Genomic DNA, 17,324 nt, shown 5'->3' on the forward strand with positions numbered 1-17,324 from the left:
TGGAGTAACGGCCGAGTGGGTACAGGGGCCGCTGGGAAGGTCCAAGGCTTCCGATACGAGGGAGCCTGCCGTGCCGTCCATGCCGCGCCGCCAGTTTCTGCAGAGTGCCGCCGGGACCGCGCTGGCGGCCGGAGCGGTGGGAGCGGCGGGCACGCTCGACGCCGCGCAGGCCGTGGCAGCACCCACAGCCGAAGTGGGTCTGCACTTCACCGCCGCCACCAACGGCGCCGCCACCCCCGCCCCCGGCGGCCGTTTCATCGCCGAGGTGCAGAACATCCTCTGGTCACTTCCGCCGGACGGCTCACCGGCCACCGCGCTCACCTCACCCGACCTGGAGCCCGGCCGCCCGGTCTGCTCGCCCGACGGACGCCGGGTCGCGATGACCGCCTTCAAGGGCGGCCAGTTCCACATCTGGACAATGGCCATGGACGGTTCCGGGCTGCGGCAGCTGACCGAAGGCCCCTGGGACGACCGCGCCCCCGCCTGGTCGCCGGACGGCACCCACATCGTGTTCTCCTCCGAGCGCGGCGGCGACCCCGTCAAGGGCAGCCCGTACCGCATCTGGACCGTCGACGTCCGCAGCAAAGAGCTCACCCGGCTGACCGGGCTGCCCGGACAGGAGGCCCCGGCCACGCCCTTCGAGGACTACGACCCCGTCTGGTCCCCGGACGGCGCCCGCATCCTGTTCGTACGGGCCGCGCTCGACGGCACGACCCTCAGGGCCCGCACCCTGGCCGCCGTCCCCGCCGCGGGCGGCCCCGTCACCGTCGAGCACTCCGAGACCGAGCCGGGCAATCTGCTCACGCCGGCCATCTCCCCGGCCGGGCGGCGGGCCTGGCTGCGTGCCGTCGGCTCGACCACGCGCTACGAGAACGTCGTCCTCGTCGTGGACGGGAAGCCCTTCGCCGTGGACGGCGAGATCGCGGGCGCGCCCCCGCGCTGGATCGACGACGAGCGGCTGCTGCTCACGGTCGACGGCCAATTCACCGTCGTGCGGCCGCACCGGGGGACGCCCGCCGAGCGGATCGGCTTCTCGGCCACGCTCCCCGTCGCCCGCCCGCGCTACCGCACCAAGGAGTACGACTTCGAGCCGCGCGGGGCCCGGCCGGTGCTCGGCATCCACCTCCCCGCGCTCTCCCCGGACGGCCGCTCCGTCGCCTTCGTCTCCCTCAACGCCCTCTGGATCAGCCGCACTTCGGGCGGCGCACGGCCGCGCAAGGTGGTGCAGGCCGCCCCCACGACGTACCTCCAGGGGCCCTCCTGGACGGCTGACGGACAGGCACTGCTGTACGTCGACGACCGCGACGGCACTCTCAACACCGTCCGCCGCCACGACCTGGCGACCGGCAAGGAAACGGTGCTCGCCCCCGGCGGCCGGGTCCATGCCGCGCTCTCCCCGGACGGCGGCCGCCTCGGCTGCCTCGACATGGCCGGCAATCTCGTCGTACGCGATCTCGCGAGCGGCGAGGAGAGGACGCTCGCAGCGCCCCTGGGCGGGGGCGGGCTGCCGGGGCGGCCCAGCTGGTCGCCGGACGGCCGCTACCTCGCCTACTGCGACCGCAACCGGCTCAACCTCCGCTTCCGCGAGGGCTACAACCTCATCCGCGTCGTCGACACCACGACCGGGAGCTCGGTGCTGCACGCGCTCGCGCCGCATGTCTCGCTCTCCGACCGCTATGCGAGCGGACCCGTCTGGTCCCCGGACGGCCGCCATCTGGCCTGTGTCAGCGAGTCCGCGCTCTGGCTGCTCCCGGTCCGCCCGGACGGCACCCCCGACGGCGAGCCGCGCCTCCTCAGTGAGGAACCGGCCGACCATCCGACGTGGTCGGCAGACTCGCGCAGGCTGCTGTATCTGTCGGGCGCCCGGCTGCGGCTCAGGGACCTGGACGGCGGGACGCGCACGGTCCCGGTCGCGCTCGGCTACCGCCGCCCGGCCGCCGTCGACACGGTCGTCCACGCGGGCCGCTTCTGGGACGGGACCGGCTCCGCGCCCCGCGAGGACGTGGATGTGCTGATCCGGGACGGCCGTATCGCATCCGTCGAACCGCATCGCGCTGCCCGCCACGCCGTCCGCCGCGCGGCACGGACCGTCGACGCCTCCGGGCAGACGGTCCTGCCGGGGCTGTGGGACACGCACACCCACCCCTGGCAGTACACCTACGGCGCCCGCCAGACGGCCGTGTCCCTCGCGTACGGAATCACCACCACCGTCTCGCTGGCCGGTTTCTCCCACGAACAGGCCAGGCTCCGGGAGGACATCACCGCCGGCCGCCTCCACGGGCCGCGCCTGCTGACCACGGGCGAGCTTCTTGACGGTTCCCGTGTCGCGTACAGCATGGGCCGCGCGCACCGCACCCCTCGGGGGCTCGCGCGCTCCCTCGCCCGCGGGGCCGCGCTGGACTGGGACTTCGTGAAGACGTACGTGCGGGCCCCTGCCTGGATCATGGCGGAGGCCGCGCGTTTTGGCCATGAGCGGCTCGGCGTACGCTCCGGCTCGCACCTGTGCTCGCAGGGCATCCAGACCGGCCAGGACCTCACCACGCACCTGGTGGCGACGGAACGGGCGGAGTACGGCCACGGCGCGACCGCCGGGGGCCTCACCCACCAGGACACCATCGAGACGTACGCGCGCGGCGGCTTCCGTCTGATCGAGACCCCGTTCACCGCGTTCACGCTGCTCGCGGACAACCCCGAACTGGTCGAGGACCCGCGGGTGACGGCGATGATGCCGCCGTGGGACGTCCTGGCGATCCGCGACCGGGCGGGCAGGCCCGCCACCGACATCGAACGCCTCGCGCTGCGCCGCGAGTTCGACACCCTCCGCAGGGTGAGCTCCGCGGGCGGTCTCGTCGCGCTCGGCACGGACACCCCGCTCACCCCGGTCGGCCTCCACCTCCACCTGGCTCTGCGCGCCCTGGTGGCGTACGGCTTCTCCCCGTCCGAGGCGCTGCTGACGGCGACGTCGAACGCGGCGAGGGCCTTCGGCGCCGAGAAGGACCTGGGCACGGCGGAGCCGGGCAAGCTGGCGGACCTGACGATCGTGGACGGCGACCCGTTCACGGACTTCGACGATCTGGCCAGGACGAGCCGTGTCCTGATCGCTGGCCGGGTCCACGACCGCGCTGCGCTGGAGGCGGTGTACAGCCGCCCTGCCCCGCGGGCGGTCGTCGACCAACCGCACTGGGCGGCGGTGAGCGAGCTGATGCACCGGGACGGCTGCTGCGGCTGAGGGGTGCCGCAGCACCCCCGGGGACCAGGTACTATTTACGACGTCAGCAGGCGCCGCTAGCTCAGTTGGTTAGAGCAGCTGACTCTTAATCAGCGGGTCCGGGGTTCGAGTCCCTGGCGGCGCACAGACGGGAAAAAGCCCCTCGCTCTCGCGAGGGGCTTTTTCGTGCGCCTGGGTGCGGCCGCGTGCGTTTCGCGTGGCTCTGGCCGGCGGGCCGCGTCGGCTCGTCGGCTGTCGCGCTAGATCGCCAGCGACAGCACCACGGGCGCGGCCCTGCGGTTCAGTGTGTCCGCGGCCGAGCGCAGCCGGTGGGCGTGCTCGACCGGCATGGAGAGCGCGAGGCACCCCACCGCCGAGCCCGCCGTCAGCGGGACCGCCGCGCAGACAGTGCCCACCGCGTACTCCTGGAGGTCCAGCACCGGAACCGTCGGCGGCTGTGCGTCCAGCTTGGAGAAGAGGAGCCTCTCGCTGGTGATCGTGCGCGAGGTGAGGCGGGCTATCTTGTGGCGCGAGAGGTGGTCGCGGCGGCCGTTGACGTCGAGCTGCGTCAGCAGGCACTTGCCGACCGCGCTCGCGTGCGCCGCCGAGCGGAAGTCCACCCACTCGTTGACCTTGGGGGCGCGCGGACCGTCGGCGTACTGCATGATCTTGACCTCGCCGTCGATATAACGGCTGATATAGACCGCAGCGCCGACCGAGTCGCGCAGCTCGGTGAGCGTCTCCTGGAGTTTCGCCTCCAGCGCCTGCTGGCGGGTGACTCCCGAGCCGAGCAGTATCAGGGAGTCGCCGATCACATAGGCGCCGTCCGCGACCTGTTCCACATAGCCCTCGCGGCGCAGCATCGCCAGCATGGGAGCCAGGTGGCCGGTCGGCAGCCCTGTCTCGCGTGCGACCTGGACGTCGGTGACACCGCCGGCGTGCTTCGAGATCGTCTCCAGAACGCGTAAGACGTACTGCACCGAATGGAACGGCGCGGTGGGCTCAGGCTTCAGCGCCACGGTTTCCCCCTACCAGGTTGTGACCGCAAGCTTCCGTACCACGATAGCCGCCAAGAGCCGTCTCGGGGGTGGCTGTTGGCGAGAATGATGCTGAGCCCCAGCGCCATACGCTGGGGCTCATCCTCCTGGCATATGCCAGGGTCACACTTATTCGTTGGAGTGAGTGGTCAGAGCACCGCACTGAGAAACTCGCGAGTACGTTCATGCTCCGGCTCGGAGAAGATTTTTTCCGGAGATCCGGACTCGATGACCTTGCCGGAGTCGAACATCAGTACCTCGTCGGAGATGTCCCGGGCGAAGTTCATCTCGTGCGTGACGCACAGCATCGTGATGTCCGTGGAGCGGGCGATGTCCCGCAGCACGTCCAGCACCCCGGCGACCAGTTCAGGGTCCAGTGCCGACGTGACCTCGTCAAGAAGCAGCACCTGGGGCCGCATCGCCAGCGCGCGGGCGATCGCCACCCGCTGCTGCTGGCCGCCCGACAGCTGGGTCGGCCTGGCATCGCAGCGGTCGCCGAGCCCCACCAGATCGAGGAGCTCCTTGGCGCGCTCCTCGGCCTCGTCCTTGGACATGCCGAGAACCCGCACCGGGGCCTCGGTGATGTTCCGCAGAGCGGTCATGTTGGGGAACAGATTGAACTGCTGGAAGACCATGCCGATCTTCTTGCGCGCCTCGCGGCGCTCCTTCTCGGCGGCCGGAAACAGCCGGTTGCCGTTCACCTGGATCGTGCCCTCGTCGGGCGACGTCAGGGTCATCAGTAGCCGCAGGATCGTGGTCTTGCCGGAACCGGACGGGCCGATCAGCGTCACATGCTTGCCCGGGCGTACCGAGAAGCAGAGGTCGTCGAGGACGGTGTTGTCGCCGAAGCGCTTGGTGACGTTCTCGAAGCGGATCAGTTCGTGGGTCTTGTCATGGATCTGGGTGTCAGTGGACAAGGCGGCGCTCCAGGGCTCGTACAAGAAGGGAAGCCGGATAGGCGATGAGGATGAAGGCGATACCGATCACGGTCAGCGGCTCGGTGTACTGGAAGGTCGCGGCGCTCTCCAGCCGGGACTGCTGCAGCATCTCCAGCACGCCGATCGCGGCGACCAGCGGTGTGTCCTTCAGCATCGCGATGACGTAGTTGCCGAGCGCCGGTGTAATGCGCCGGACCGCCTGCGGCAGGATCACCGCGAACCAGGTGCGGTGGGCGGGCAGGCTCAGCGCCGTCGCCGCCTCCCACTGACCGGCCGGCACGGCTTCGATGCCGGCCCGGTAGACCTGGGCGGTGTACGTCGAGTAGTGCAGCCCGATCGCGATCGTGCCGGTGGTCAGCGCCGAGAACTGCACGCCCCACTCCGGCAGTACGAAGTACAGGAAGAACAGCTGCACCAGCAGGGGCGTGGTGCGTATGAACTCCGTGACGACGTTGACCGGCCACCGTACGAAACGGGTCGGCGCCCGGAACCCGATCGCCCAGACCAGGCCGAGCGTGAAGGAGATCAGCGAGCCGAGCACCAGGATCTGCAGCGTGACCAGCACGCCGTCCCAGAAGCGCGGCATGAAGTCCGCGACCGCGGACCAGTCCCAGTTCACTTCGCGCCACCTCCCAGGGCCTCGACGCCGATATTGCTCTTGGTCTTCTTCTCAAGTGCCTTCATGGAGCGCGTGATGACGAACGCGATCACGAAGTAGATGACCAGGCTGATGGTGTAGATCTGCGCGCTCTCCTGGGTCGCGAGCCGCACCAGGTACGCCGCGAAGGAGACGTCGCCCACTCCGAGCAGCGACACCAGCGCCGTGCCCTTGAGCAGTTCGACCAGCAGATTGCAGAACGGCGGGATCATCTCCGGCACGGCCTGCGGCAGCAGGATCAGCCGCATCCGCTGCCAGGGCGTGAAGCTGAGGGCGACCCCCGCCTCGCGCTGCGCGGGAGCCACCGAGCCCAGTGCGCCGCGCACGATCTCCGCGCCGTACGCGCCGTAGGAGAGGCCCAGTGCGAGCACCGCGGCCCACATCGGGACCAGCTGCCAGCCCAGCAGCGGCGGCAGCACGAAGAACAGCCAGAACATCAGGATCAGCGCGGACGTGCCGCGGAAGATCTCGGTGTAGGCGCCCGCCAGGAAGCGGACGACGCGCGAGCGGTGGGTGCGGGCCATGCCGACGGCGAAGGCGACGAATCCGGCCAGTGCCGCGCTGTAGAGCAGCAGTTGAACGGTGATCCAGATGCCCGGGAGTACCCAGTTCTGCCAGAGTCCGGCTGTCATCGGCACAGCTCCTTGGCTGTGAGCGTGGTCATCTCGTTCTCCGTGAAGCCGAACTTCCGCAGAATGCGGAAGAGTTCGCCGCTCTTCTTCATCTTGTGTATCTCGACGTTGAAGGCGTCGCGCAGCTCGGTGTCGGTGGGGCGGAAGGCGAAGCCCCCGCCGTCGATCTTCTTCTCGCCGTCGACGACGGCCGCGAACGGCTCGGTCGCCTCGGCCTTCCGGCTCTTCCTGACCACCTCGCGGCTGGTGAGCGCGGTACCCGCGAAGACGTCGACGCGGCCCGACTCGACGGCGTTCAGCCCCGCCACCTGGTCCTGGAGGATGACGATGTCCTTCTCCGGGTAGCCGGCGGCGACCGCGTAGTCGATCTCCGCATAGCCGGTGCCGGTGGCGAACTTCGCCTTCGCCTTCACCACGTCCTCGTAGGTGCGCAGATTCTTCGGATTGCCCTTGCGCACGATGAAGGAGTCGAGCATCTGGTACTCGGGGTCGGCGAAGATGACCTGCTCGCAGCGCTCCTTGTTGATGTACATCCCGGCCGAGACGACGTCGAACTGCTGGGAGTTCAGACCCGGTATGAGCGAGGCGAAGTCGGTGGCGACCGGCTGGACCTGGTCGATGCCGAGCCGCTTGAAGATCACTCGGGCCAGTTCGGGGGCCTCGCCGGTGAACTCGCCCTGGTCGTCGACATATCCGTAGGGCACCTCGCCCGCGATGCCGAGGCGCACTGTGCGTGCGGATTTCAACCGGGCCAGGGCATCGCCGGACGGCACGCGGCTGCAGCCCGCCGCGGCCGAGGCCCCGAGCGCCCCGGCCGCCGCGCCGCCGAGCAGCAGGGAGCGTCTGCGAATCGATGGTGTCTCTTCAGTACGAGCCATGGGCGCGCGGCTACCCGGGTCTCAGCGGGGTATGCGTACGAAATGGCCGACCGATATGTGACCGTAGCCCTCGACAAGCGCGGCGTGCGGTGCACCGCGCTGCTCCTCGACGACAAGGCACCGCAGACCTGTGCAGCCGTCTGGGACGCGTTGCCGCTGGCCGGGGACGTGTACCACGCCAAGTACGCACGAAATGAGATCTATGCCCTGTTTCCGCCCTTCGCGGAGAAGGAACCACCCCTGGAGAACCCGACGGTGACCCCCATTCCGGGCGATCTCTGCTACTTCACCTTCTCCGACGTGCAGCTGGGCACGGCGTCGTACGGATACGGGGAGCAGGCGGCGCACCACGGCCGCCGTACCGTTGTCGACCTCGCCCTGTTCTACGAGCGCAACAACTTGCTGCTCAACGGCGACACGGGGTGGGTGCCGGGGATTGTGTGGGGCACGGTGGTGGATGGGCTGGACGGGATGGCGGAGGCGTGCCAGGACTTGTGGCGGGCGGGCGCGTTGGGCGAGACGCTGTCGTTCCGCAGGGCGTAGGAGCCGGGGCTCCGCCCCGGACCCCTCGCCGCTGTCACCCGACCGGGGGCGTCGGGATGGTCGTCGCGCCCGATTCGTACAGTGCGTGCGCCGCCCGCAGCACCAGCGCGTCCGCGTGCCGCGCCCCGATCAGCTGGACCCCGATCGGCAGCCCGTCCTCGTCGACCCCGCACGGCACCGTCGCGGCGGGCTGCTGCGTCATGTTGAACGGGTAGGTGAACGGCGTCCACCCGGTCCAGCGGCGGTGGCCCGAGCCCGCCGGGACCTCCGCCCCCGCCTCGAAGGCGGTGATCGGCAGGGTGGGTGTGACCAGCAGGTCGTAGGAGGTGTGGAACCGGCCCATCCGCCGGCCCAGTGCCATCCGGACGTCCACGGCCGCCAGATACTCCAGGGCGCTGTACCGCGCGCCGCGCCCGGCGATCTCGCGCAGCCCGGGGTCCAGTTCCTCGCGCTGCCGGGCGCCGAGCGGCTGCAGCAGCCGGGCCGCGCCGCTGAACCACAGGGTGTGGAAGGCCTCCACCGGGTCGGCGATATCGGGGTCGGACTCCTCGATGTACGCGCCGAGTCCGGCGAGCGCCCCCACCGCCCGCCGTACCGCCGACGCGACCGCCGGGCGCACCGCCACCTGCCCGCCGAAGGACGGCGAGTAGGCGATCCGCAGCCCCTTCACGCCGTCGGTGAGCGTGCCGCGCACCCCGTCCGCCGGGCCCAGATGCGACCAGTCCCGCCAGTCCTCGCCGCTGATCACATCGAGCAGCAGCGCGGCGTCCGCGGCGTCCCGCGTCATCGGACCCACGTGCGAGAGCGTCCCGAAGGGGCTGGACGGGTACAGCGGCACGCGCCCGTACGTCGGCTTCAGCGCGAAGATCCCGCAGAAGGACGCGGGGATGCGGACCGAGCCGCCGCCGTCCGTGCCGAGCGAGAGCGGGCCCGCGCCGAGCGCCACCGCCGCTGCACTGCCGCCGCTGGAGCCGCCGGCCGTCCGCGCCGGGTCGTACGGGTTGCCCGTCACCCCGTGCCGCGGGGAGTCGGTGACGCCCTTCCAGCCGAACTCGGGAGTCGTCGTCTTGCCGAGGAAGACCGCGCCATGTGCCCGCAGTCGGCCGACGGAGGGCGCGTCCTCGTCCCAACTCCCCTCCGCATGAACGGTCCTGGAGCCGCGCAGGGTCGGCCCGCCCCGTTGCAGCAGCAGGTCCTTGACGGTGACCGGCACGCCGTCGAGCAGCCCCTGCGGCTCCCCCCGGTGCCAGCGCCCGGCGGATGCCCGCGCCTGGGCCAGCGCCGCGTCGGCGTCGACCCGGACGAAGGCGTTGACCAGGGGCTGCGCCATCTCGATCCGCTCCAGCGCCGCGCGGGTCGCCTCGACGGGGGAGAAGTCGCCTCTCTCGTAGCCGACCAGCAGTTGGTGTGCGGTCAGGGCGGTGAGGTCAGTCAGCGGAGCAGTCATGCATGGGGACGTACCCACGTTTCTTGTCGACCACGTTCGGGAACGGCTTTCCGGCCTCCCACAGCTCGTACAGTTCGACGAACTGCTCGCCCAGCCGGTCGCGCCAGCCGACCGTGTCGCCGCTCATGTGCGGCGAGACGATCAGCCCCGGAACGTCCCAGAGCGGGCTGTCGGGCGTGAGCGGTTCCGCGCTGAAGACATCGAGCGCCGCACCCGTGATCACCCGCCCGTTCAGCGCGGAGACCAGGTCTTTCTCGACCACCAGCGGCCCACGCCCCACATTGATGAACCACGCCGACGGCTGCATCAGCGCGAAGCGCCGGGCGTCGAACATGCCGCGCGTGTCGTCGGTGAGGGGTGCCGCGCACACGACCCAGTCGGCGCGGGCGAGCAGCGGCTCGAGATCCTTCGCGCCATGGATCCCGGAGCGCTCGGTGCGGCCCACGACGGCGACGGTGACGCCCAGCGCCTCCAGCGTGTGGGCCACCGCCCGGCCGATCGGGCCCGCGCCCACCACCGCCGCGCGGGTGCCCGCGACGCGCAGGCCCTCACGGTGCCGCCAGCGCCGCTGACGCTGCAGTTCGAGGGTCCCGGGGAGGTCCTTCGCCATCGCCAGCACAAGACCGGCGACGTACTCGGCGATCGGCTCCTCGAAGACTCCACGGGCGTTGGTGACCACGGTGTCGGAGGCGATCAGCTCGGGGCAGAGCAGCCGGTCGACCCCGGCGCTCGGAGTGTGCACCCAGCGGGGCCGCGGGCCCTCGCCGGGCCACGCGGCCCGTACCGCTTCCGAGGTGAAGTCCCACACCAACAGGGCGTCTGCGTAAGGGAGTCGGTCGGCGAGCGTCCGCTCGTCGGCGTACTGGACGCGGACCCGCCCGGCAAGCCGACCGAGGCGGGGAGGAGGGTCGGCGGCCAGTACGAGAAGGGTGGGTTCGGACATCAAGCGGAAGCCGTTTCGTAACGTCGCACATGTACGGATTGACCACGCTCGCACCCGAACCTAACGTCGTCAACAACGCATCAAGGGGGCCTGCGATGGATGTCTCCTTTCTCGGCGGTCCACAGCCACAGCGCGGTATCGGCGTGGTCGCCCCGTTCGACTTCGCGCTGGACCGTGAGCTGTGGCGATGGGTCCCCGACGATGTCTCCCTGCGCCTGACGCGCACGCCCTATGTGCCCGTCGAGGTCTCGCTCGACCTGGCCCGCCTGGTGAGCGAGCACGAGACGCTGCGCGAGGCGGTCCAGGCGCTCAGCGTGTCCGAGCCGGAGGTCCTCGCATACGCCTGCACTTCGGGCAGTTTCGTCGGCGGTCTCGCCGGGGAGCGGGCGATGTGCGAGGCGATGAGCTCGGCCGGTGAAGTGCCGTCGCTGACCACGTCCGGCGCCCTGCTCGAAGCACTCGACGAGCTGGGCGCCGCGCGTATCGCCCTGGTCACGCCCTATACGGAGTCGGTCACCCAGGCATTGGAGGAGTATCTGGGGGAAGCTGGGGTAACGGTCACGGGTCGCGCTTTTCTGGGGCTGACCCGGCACATCTGGAAGGTGCCGTACCGGTCGGTCGTGGACATGGCGCGGCAGGCGGTGGTGGGCGCGGCGGACGCGCTCTTCATCAGCTGCACCAATCTGCCGACGTACGACGCGATCCCGCAGCTGGAGGCCGAACTGAGGATGCCGGTGCTCTCCGCGAACCAGGTGACGATGTGGTCGGCGCTGCGCCGGATCGGAGTGCACGCGGTAGGTCCCTATCAGGGGCTGCTGCTGCAGCCGGAGGCCACCGAGCCCCAAGCGCCTCCCGTCGAGCCCGCCTCGCCGTCGCATCCCTCTCAGCCCGAAGAACAGGAAGGCTGGACATGACCACGGTCGGACTTCTCTACCCCGGGCACTCCGCCGAGGACGACTACCCCCGGTTCGAGGTGCTGCTCGACAGCGACATCAGACTGCCCGTCGTCCACACCGACATCGGCGAGGACGCCCACCGCGTCGACGCGCTGCTGGAGATGGGGTCGGCCGAGCGGCTCGCCGCGGGTGTGGACGAGCTCCGGCTGGAAGGCGCGGAGTCGGTGGTGTGGGCGTGCACCAGCGGCAGCTTCGTGTACGGCTGGGAGGGTGCGCACGAGCAGATCCGCGCGCTGGCCCTGACCGCGGGCATGCCCGCGTCGAGTACGTCCTTCGGCTTCGCCCATGCGGTACGGGCGCTGGGCGCGGGACGCGTGGCGGTCGCAGCCACCTATCCGGAGGACGTCACGGCGCTGTTCACCGCCTTCCTCAAGGCTTCCGGGGCCGAGGTGGTCGCGGACCGGGCGAGCGGAATCGTCACGGCGGCCGAGGTCGGCACCTGGGGCCGGGACGAGGTGCTTGAGCTGGCCCGCTCGGGTGACCATCCGGACGCGGAGGTGGTGCTGCTGCCCGACACGGCGCTGCACACCGCGGCGTACCTGGCGGAGCTGGAGGAGTCGGTGGGCAAGCCGGTCCTCACGGCGAACCAGGTCACGGTGTGGGAAGGGCTGCGGCTGGCGCAGCGCAAGGCGTGGGTGTACGGCCCGAAGCTCGGCACGCTCTTCCGGAAGCCGGAGTGACGAGGCGGGCGGAAGCCGGAACGACGACGTGGGAATAAAACGGAGATGCCCTCCTGTTAGCTTCGGCTGTACGTATCTTCATGCGCAGGAGGGCCCATCCGTGGACGAGATTCGAGGCACGGCGATCGGAACCGCACCCGTACCACTGTCGGTACTGGACCTGGTCACCGTAGGCGTCGGCCGCACCGCCACCGACGCACTGCGCACCAGCGTGGACATCGCCAGGCTCGCCGAGAGCCGCGGTTTCCACCGCCACTGGGTCGCCGAGCACCACTCGATGCCGGGCGTCGCCTCCTCGTCCCCGGCCGTGATCCTCGCCCATCTCGCCGCGCACACCGAACGCATCCGCCTCGGCTCGGGCGGTGTGATGCTCCCCAACCACGCGCCGCTGGTCATCGCCGAGCAGTTCGGCACCCTGGAGGCCCTTGCCCCGGGCCGGGTCGACCTGGGCCTCGGCCGCGCGCCGGGCACGGACGGCGCGACCGCCGCGGCCCTGCGGCGGACGGAGCGGCTGGAAGAGGGCGCGGACGACTTTCCGCAGCAGCTCGCCGAGCTGACCCGCTTCCTGGACGACGACTTCCCCGACGGGCATCCCTACGCCCGCATCCACGCCGTCCCCGGCCCGGTTCAGGGCCCCTCGGCCCGCCCGCCCATCTGGCTTCTCGGCTCCTCCGGCTTCAGCGCCCGGCTGGCCGGAGTGCTCGGGCTGCCCTTCGCCTTCGCCCACCACTTCTCGGCGCACAACACCGTCCCGGCGCTCGACCTCTACCGCGAGTCCTTCCGCCCGTCCGCGGTCCTTGACGCCCCGTACGCGCTGATAGGCGTCTCGGCGCTGGCCGCCGACGAGGAGCGCGATGCCCGCCGGCAAGTGCTGACGGGCGCGCTCTCGATGGTGCGGCTGCGCACCGGCCGCCCCGGGCTCATCCCCACGCCCGATGAGGCCGCGGCGTACGAATTCACCCCCCTCGAGCGTGAGTTCGTGGACGGCTGGCTGAGCAATGTCATTCACGGCACGCCGGACGCGGTGCGCACCGGGCTCGACGACCTCCAGAAGCGCACCGGCGCGGACGAGTTGATGCTCACGGTCAATGCGCACGGCGGCGAAGCGCGGCTGCGCAGCTACGAACTGATCGCGGACGCATACGACTTGCCGGGTGGAGCGGTTCGTTTCTGAACCGGCCGGCCACAGCTCCTTAAACACGGCTTAAACCGCTCGTCACCGATGGTGGCGAGCGGTCTTGCGTGGGGGGTGTGCGTCTCTGACAAGCGGTTTCTCGTCAAAATTGGTCTAGTCCTTCTTTTGTCCAGACCATTGACGCGGCGTTGGCCGAATCGCTATCTCTTTCTCCCACCCGCTTCGTTCTCTTCTTCAACTTCCGTTACACAGCCCCTCGGAGGAAGACCGTGCGCTCACGCAGACCCTTGCTCGCGGCCCTGGCGACCGCCGCGCTCGCAGCAGGCGCTCTGGCCGGTTTCACCGGCCTCGGCACCGCCGGCGCGGCCGCCCGCGACAATGTCACGAACGCCGCCGCGTCCACCGGCGGGGTGAAGATCGCGTACTACGACCAGTGGAGCGTGTACGGCAACGCCTTCTACCCCAAGCACCTGGACACCCGGGGCATCGCCGGCAAGCTTGACGTCCTCAACTACTCGTTCGGGAACATCCACCCCACGGATCTGACCTGTTTCGAGGCGAACAAGGCGGCGGGCGACGACGCCAACCCCAACGCCGGTGACGGCGCTGGCGATTCGTACGCCGACTACCAGAAGTCCTTCACGGCGGAGGACAGCGTCGACGGCGTGGCCGACACCTGGAACCAGCCGATCGTGGGCGTCTTCAACCAGTTCAAGGAGCTGAAGGCGAAGTACCCCAAGCTGAAGATCAATATCTCGGTGGGCGGCTGGACGTACTCCAAGTACTTCCACGACGCGGCGCTGACGGACGCGAGCCGCAAGAAGTTCGTGGCTTCCTGCATCAAGCAGTACATCGCCGGTGACCTGCCGGTCGAGGGCGGCTTCGGCGGCGCGGGCAGCGCGGCCGGGATCTTCGACGGTATCGACATCGACTGGGAGTACCCGGGCTCGGAGGGCGGCCACCTCGGCAACCACTACGGACCCGAGGACAAGGCCAACTTCACACTGCTGCTCGCGGAGTTCCGCAAGCAGCTCGACGAGTACAGCACGGCGCACGACGGCAAGAAGTACCTGCTGACGGCGGCGCTGCCGGCCGGTCAGGACAAGATCAAGTACATCGAGACCGACAAGATCGGCGCGTATCTCGACTACGCGAACATCATGACGTACGACATGCACGGCGCCTGGGACGCGGACGGCCCGACGTACCACCAGTCGCCGCTGTACTCGCCGGCGTCCGACCCGACCGATGTGATCGCCCCCGGCTCGCAGAAGTACTCGCTCGACAACGCGATCGACTCCTGGCTCGACGGGAATTCGGCGTACGGCATCGCGGGCGGCTTCCCGGCGAACAAGCTGACGCTCGGGTACGAGTTCTACTACCGCGGCTGGAAGGGTGTCCCGGCGGGCGCCAAGAACGGGCTCGCGCAGTCCGCGACCGGCCCGTCGACCGCCCGTCCGGTCAGCCAGCAGGCAGGCATTGCCAACTACAAGGAGCTCGGCGGGATCGTCGACAACGCGGCGACGACGTTCTGGGACGACGAGGCCAAGGCTTCGTACTTCTACAAGGACGGCGAGTTCTTCACCGGCCTCGACAAGCGCGCGATCCAGGCCCGGGCGGACTACGCGCACGACAGGGGCCTGGCGGGCGCGATGATGTACTCGCTGCTCGGCCTGGACGCGAACACGACGCTGTTCAACGACATCGTGACAGCGGTCGGCAGCTCCCCGACCACGCCGGACCCGTCGCCCTCGAACCCCACGCCGTCCCCCTCGAACCCGACGCCGTCCCCCTCCGCGAGCACTCCGCAGACCGGATGCACGGCGGCGGCCTGGTCCAGCACCGCGGTCTACACGGGCGGCAGCCTGGCCTCCCACAAGGGCCACACCTGGAAGGCCCAGTGGTGGACGCAGGGCGAGGAGCCGGGCACGACGGGCGAATGGGGCGTCTGGCGCGACCAGGGCGTGTGCTGATGTAACCGGGGCTCCGCCCCGGACCCGCGCCCCGGACCCGCGCCCCGGACACCCGCGCCTCAATCGCCGGCGGGGCTGGTAAATCCAGCCCGTCCGGCGATTGAGGACACTCCCCCTACGCCCTGCGGGCGTGGGCGACCCCCAGCGGGCGTCCAGGGTCCTGGGGCGAAGCCCCCGTTCGGGAAGGGGCGGGTAGGGGAACAAGCCCGCCGCAGGCGGCCCGAGCCCCGGCCCCCAGCTCACCCGGCCCCCCGCACACGTCGCCCCCATTAACCCCGCCCCCGCCCGGAAGCCGCCCCTTCCGGCCGGGGGCGGTTCCAATTCCCGGGCCCTCAGACCGCCGCCGCGCCGACCCCGATCAGCTCCGCGATCCGCTCCGGCGCCACCGCCCGCGAGTACAGCCACCCCTGCCCCGTATCGCAGCCGATCCGCCGCAGCCGCGACGCCTGGCCCGCCGTTTCGACGCATTCCGCCGTGACCGTCAGGCCCAGCCGGTGGGCCAGTTGGACCATCGCCTCGACGATCGTCTCGTCCGCCGGGTTCGGGTGCGCCTCGTCCTGGAAGCCGCGGACAAACGATCCGTCGAGTTTCAGTACGGATACCGGAAGCCGGCTCAGATACGCCAGGTTCGAGTAACCCGTCCCGAAGTCGTCGATCGCGATCTGCACGCCCATGTCGCTGAGCGCCTGAAGCGCCTGCAGCGGACGGCCCGCCGAGCCCATCACCGCCGACTCGGTCAGTTCGAGCTGCAGCAGATGCGGCGCGAGTCCCGTCTCCGCCAGAATCGCCGCCACGTCCGCCACCAGGTCCGAGTCCCAGACCTGGCGTACTGCCACATTGACGCTCACGAACAGCGGCAGGGCCTGCGGGTGGTCCTTCTGCCACTGCGCGGCCTGGCGGCACGCAGTACGCAGCACCCACTGGCCCAGCTGAACGATCGAACCGTCCTCTTCGGCAATTCCGATAAAACGATTCGGCGCCAGTGTGCCGAACTGCGGGTGGTGCCAGCGCACCAGTGCCTCCACGCCCCGCGTCACCCCGTCCGCCATCCCCACCAGCGGCTGGTACTCCAGCGCGAACTCCCCGCGCTCCACGGCCGGCCGCAGCATCGAGGAGAGCGCCTGCCGTGTCATCCGGTGCGCGTTGCGCTCGGGGTCGAAGAGGGTCCAGCGGGCCTTGCCGTCCGCCTTCGCCCAGTACAGCGTCGTGTCCGCGGCCTGCATCAGCCCGGTGGCGGTCGTCCCCGCCACCGCCCGTTCCACCACGCCGATCGACGCCGACACCGAAAGGCGCTGCCCCACCAGGTCGAACGGCTGCTGCAGTGCGGCCAGTACGGACCGCGCCAGATCGGCCAGCTGCTCCGTGCCGCTGGAGTCCTCGACGAGGATGGCGAACTCGTCACCGCCGAGCCGCGCCACCAGATGGCCGCCGCCGTGGGTGAAGCCGTCCCCGTCCGCACAGGCGGTGAGCCGCGAGGCCACCGCCGCGAGCAGCCGGTCGCCGACCCGGTGCCCGAGCGTGTCGTTGACCGCCTTGAAGCCGTCGAGATCGAGGTAGCACAGCCCGATCCGCCCGGTCGAGCCCCGCTCGTACGCCGACGACTCGAGCACCGTCGACAGCCGCTCGAAGAACAGCGCACGGTTGGGCAGCCGTGTCACCGGGTCGTGCATCTGGAGGTGCCGCAGCCGTGCATGCAGCTCGCGCCGGTCGCTGATGTCCGCGATGGAGAGCAGCACATTGCGGCTGTCGGGCACCGGCGCGACGGTGACCTCCGCCCACAGCGTCCGCCCGTCCGGGTGCTTGAGCCGCCGCGTACAGCGGAAGCGGGAGCGGCGGCCGCGCAGCACCTCGCGGTACGCGTGCCAGGTGCGGCGGTCCGACGCGAGGTCGACCAGATCCGCCGCGTGTTGCTGCGCCACCTCCGCGGGCTCGGTGCCCAGCAGCGCCGCGAGAGCCGCGTTCGCGCTGACGACGAGGCCGTCGTGGTCCACGACCGCCATCGCCAGTTGGGCGGCATTGAACGCGGCGCGGTAGTCGCGCAGTTCGGCGGCGGTCCGGCCCGCAGTGTGACGCTCCGTGACCGGCGGCCGCGCGCGGCCGGGGACTGCGACTCCCGCGGGCCCTGTTCCTTCGGAGGTTCCGCTCACCGTCGCTCCCGCAGTGGGGTTGTGTCGTACACGGTCGTACCGATGTGGTCGGGAAGTAGAAATCGGGGAAAGTGTGCCGATCATAGAGGCTGCCTGTGGGCCGTTCCAGCGACGAGCCCTGGGGACGGCCCCCTTGCGGCCTTCGGTCG

14 protein-coding genes and 1 tRNA gene are annotated in these 17,324 nt (G+C 70.4%); 7 read left to right on the top strand and 8 right to left on the bottom strand.

Annotated features, from left to right (window positions below):
- Positions 1-79 precede the first annotated feature (79 nt).
- A complete protein-coding gene (locus ACQEVG_RS04630) occupies positions 80-3,229 on the top strand; it encodes an amidohydrolase family protein (RefSeq protein WP_432985064.1) in 3,150 nt (1,049 codons plus the stop codon).
- Positions 3,230-3,279: 50 nt separating this feature from the next.
- A tRNA-Lys gene (locus ACQEVG_RS04635) sits at positions 3,280-3,353 on the top strand.
- A gap of 115 nt (positions 3,354-3,468) precedes the next feature.
- Here the strand turns inward: ACQEVG_RS04635 and ACQEVG_RS04640 are convergent.
- The 5 genes from ACQEVG_RS04640 to ehuB form a co-directional block, all read right to left on the bottom strand.
- Entirely contained in the window at positions 3,469-4,227 is a 759-nt protein-coding gene (locus ACQEVG_RS04640) for an IclR family transcriptional regulator (protein WP_432977391.1), read from the bottom strand.
- Between the two features lie 167 nt (positions 4,228-4,394).
- Positions 4,395-5,162 carry an ectoine/hydroxyectoine ABC transporter ATP-binding protein EhuA gene (gene ehuA, locus ACQEVG_RS04645; protein ID WP_432977394.1) on the bottom strand — a complete coding sequence of 256 codons (768 nt, stop codon included), beginning with the start codon at positions 5,160-5,162 and terminating at the stop codon, positions 4,395-4,397.
- Positions 5,152-5,802 (bottom strand): ectoine/hydroxyectoine ABC transporter permease subunit EhuD, encoded by a 651-nt coding sequence (ehuD, locus tag ACQEVG_RS04650; RefSeq protein ID WP_432977397.1) that lies wholly within the window; start codon positions 5,800-5,802, stop codon positions 5,152-5,154. The genes ehuA and ehuD overlap by 11 nt, the downstream gene beginning before the upstream one ends.
- The gene (ehuC, locus tag ACQEVG_RS04655; protein WP_432977400.1) at positions 5,799-6,473 is read right to left on the bottom strand and encodes an ectoine/hydroxyectoine ABC transporter permease subunit EhuC; all 675 of its coding nucleotides are present in this window, start codon (positions 6,471-6,473) and stop codon (positions 5,799-5,801) included. Before ehuC ends, ehuD begins: the two co-directional genes overlap by 4 nt.
- Complete coding sequence (gene ehuB, locus ACQEVG_RS04660; RefSeq protein ID WP_432977403.1) at positions 6,470-7,351, bottom strand: ectoine/hydroxyectoine ABC transporter substrate-binding protein EhuB; 882 nt, start codon at positions 7,349-7,351, stop codon at positions 6,470-6,472. The genes ehuC and ehuB overlap by 4 nt, the downstream gene beginning before the upstream one ends.
- Positions 7,352-7,393: 42 nt before the next feature.
- On the opposite strand from ehuB, the gene ACQEVG_RS04665 reads away from it, so the two are divergent.
- On the top strand, positions 7,394-7,894 hold the full coding sequence (locus ACQEVG_RS04665; RefSeq protein WP_432977406.1) for a DUF3830 family protein: 501 nt from the start codon (positions 7,394-7,396) through the stop codon (positions 7,892-7,894).
- A 34-nt stretch (positions 7,895-7,928) separates the two neighbouring features.
- On the opposite strand, the gene ACQEVG_RS04670 is transcribed toward ACQEVG_RS04665, so the two are convergent.
- Positions 7,929-9,341 (bottom strand): amidase, encoded by a 1,413-nt coding sequence (locus ACQEVG_RS04670; protein ID WP_432977409.1) that lies wholly within the window; start codon positions 9,339-9,341, stop codon positions 7,929-7,931.
- Positions 9,322-10,284, bottom strand: a complete 963-nt coding sequence (locus ACQEVG_RS04675) for a D-2-hydroxyacid dehydrogenase (protein WP_432977412.1) — start codon at positions 10,282-10,284, stop codon at positions 9,322-9,324. Before ACQEVG_RS04675 ends, ACQEVG_RS04670 begins: the two co-directional genes overlap by 20 nt.
- Positions 10,285-10,379: 95 nt before the next feature.
- Here ACQEVG_RS04675 and ACQEVG_RS04680 point away from each other — a divergent pair, with 95 nt between their 5' ends.
- From ACQEVG_RS04680 to ACQEVG_RS04695, 4 genes are all read left to right on the top strand, one after another.
- A complete protein-coding gene (locus ACQEVG_RS04680; protein ID WP_432977415.1) occupies positions 10,380-11,198 on the top strand; it encodes a maleate cis-trans isomerase family protein in 819 nt (272 codons plus the stop codon).
- The gene (locus ACQEVG_RS04685; protein WP_432977418.1) at positions 11,195-11,920 is read left to right on the top strand and encodes a maleate cis-trans isomerase family protein; all 726 of its coding nucleotides are present in this window, start codon (positions 11,195-11,197) and stop codon (positions 11,918-11,920) included. Before ACQEVG_RS04680 ends, ACQEVG_RS04685 begins: the two co-directional genes overlap by 4 nt.
- Before the next feature lie 100 nt (positions 11,921-12,020).
- On the top strand, positions 12,021-13,094 hold the full coding sequence (locus ACQEVG_RS04690; protein WP_432977421.1) for an LLM class flavin-dependent oxidoreductase: 1,074 nt from the start codon (positions 12,021-12,023) through the stop codon (positions 13,092-13,094).
- A gap of 230 nt (positions 13,095-13,324) precedes the next feature.
- On the top strand, positions 13,325-15,028 hold the full coding sequence (locus ACQEVG_RS04695) for a glycosyl hydrolase family 18 protein (RefSeq protein WP_432977424.1): 1,704 nt from the start codon (positions 13,325-13,327) through the stop codon (positions 15,026-15,028).
- Positions 15,029-15,360: 332 nt separating this feature from the next.
- Here ACQEVG_RS04695 and ACQEVG_RS04700 read toward each other — a convergent pair whose 3' ends face one another.
- The gene (locus ACQEVG_RS04700) at positions 15,361-17,175 is read right to left on the bottom strand and encodes a putative bifunctional diguanylate cyclase/phosphodiesterase (protein WP_432977427.1); all 1,815 of its coding nucleotides are present in this window, start codon (positions 17,173-17,175) and stop codon (positions 15,361-15,363) included.
- Positions 17,176-17,324 lie beyond the last annotated feature (149 nt).

Source organism: Streptomyces sp. CA-135486, assembly GCF_050936555.1.
Lineage (GTDB): Bacteria > Actinomycetota > Actinomycetes > Streptomycetales > Streptomycetaceae > Streptomyces.

Excerpts from the sequence above, each read along its gene's own strand:
- ACQEVG_RS04630 (WP_432985064.1), top strand. The coding sequence starts at position 80 with ATGCCGCGCCGCCAGTTTCTGCAGAGTGCCGCCGGGACCGCGCTGGCG.
- ehuC (WP_432977400.1), bottom strand. The coding sequence starts at position 6,473 with ATGACAGCCGGACTCTGGCAGAACTGGGTACTCCCGGGCATCTGGATC.
- ehuB (WP_432977403.1), bottom strand. The coding sequence starts at position 7,351 with ATGGCTCGTACTGAAGAGACACCATCGATTCGCAGACGCTCCCTGCTG.
- ACQEVG_RS04665 (WP_432977406.1), top strand. The coding sequence starts at position 7,394 with ATGGCCGACCGATATGTGACCGTAGCCCTCGACAAGCGCGGCGTGCGG.
- ACQEVG_RS04670 (WP_432977409.1), bottom strand. The coding sequence starts at position 9,341 with ATGACTGCTCCGCTGACTGACCTCACCGCCCTGACCGCACACCAACTG.
- ACQEVG_RS04675 (WP_432977412.1), bottom strand. The coding sequence starts at position 10,284 with ATGTCCGAACCCACCCTTCTCGTACTGGCCGCCGACCCTCCTCCCCGC.
- ACQEVG_RS04680 (WP_432977415.1), top strand. The coding sequence starts at position 10,380 with ATGGATGTCTCCTTTCTCGGCGGTCCACAGCCACAGCGCGGTATCGGC.
- ACQEVG_RS04685 (WP_432977418.1), top strand. The coding sequence starts at position 11,195 with ATGACCACGGTCGGACTTCTCTACCCCGGGCACTCCGCCGAGGACGAC.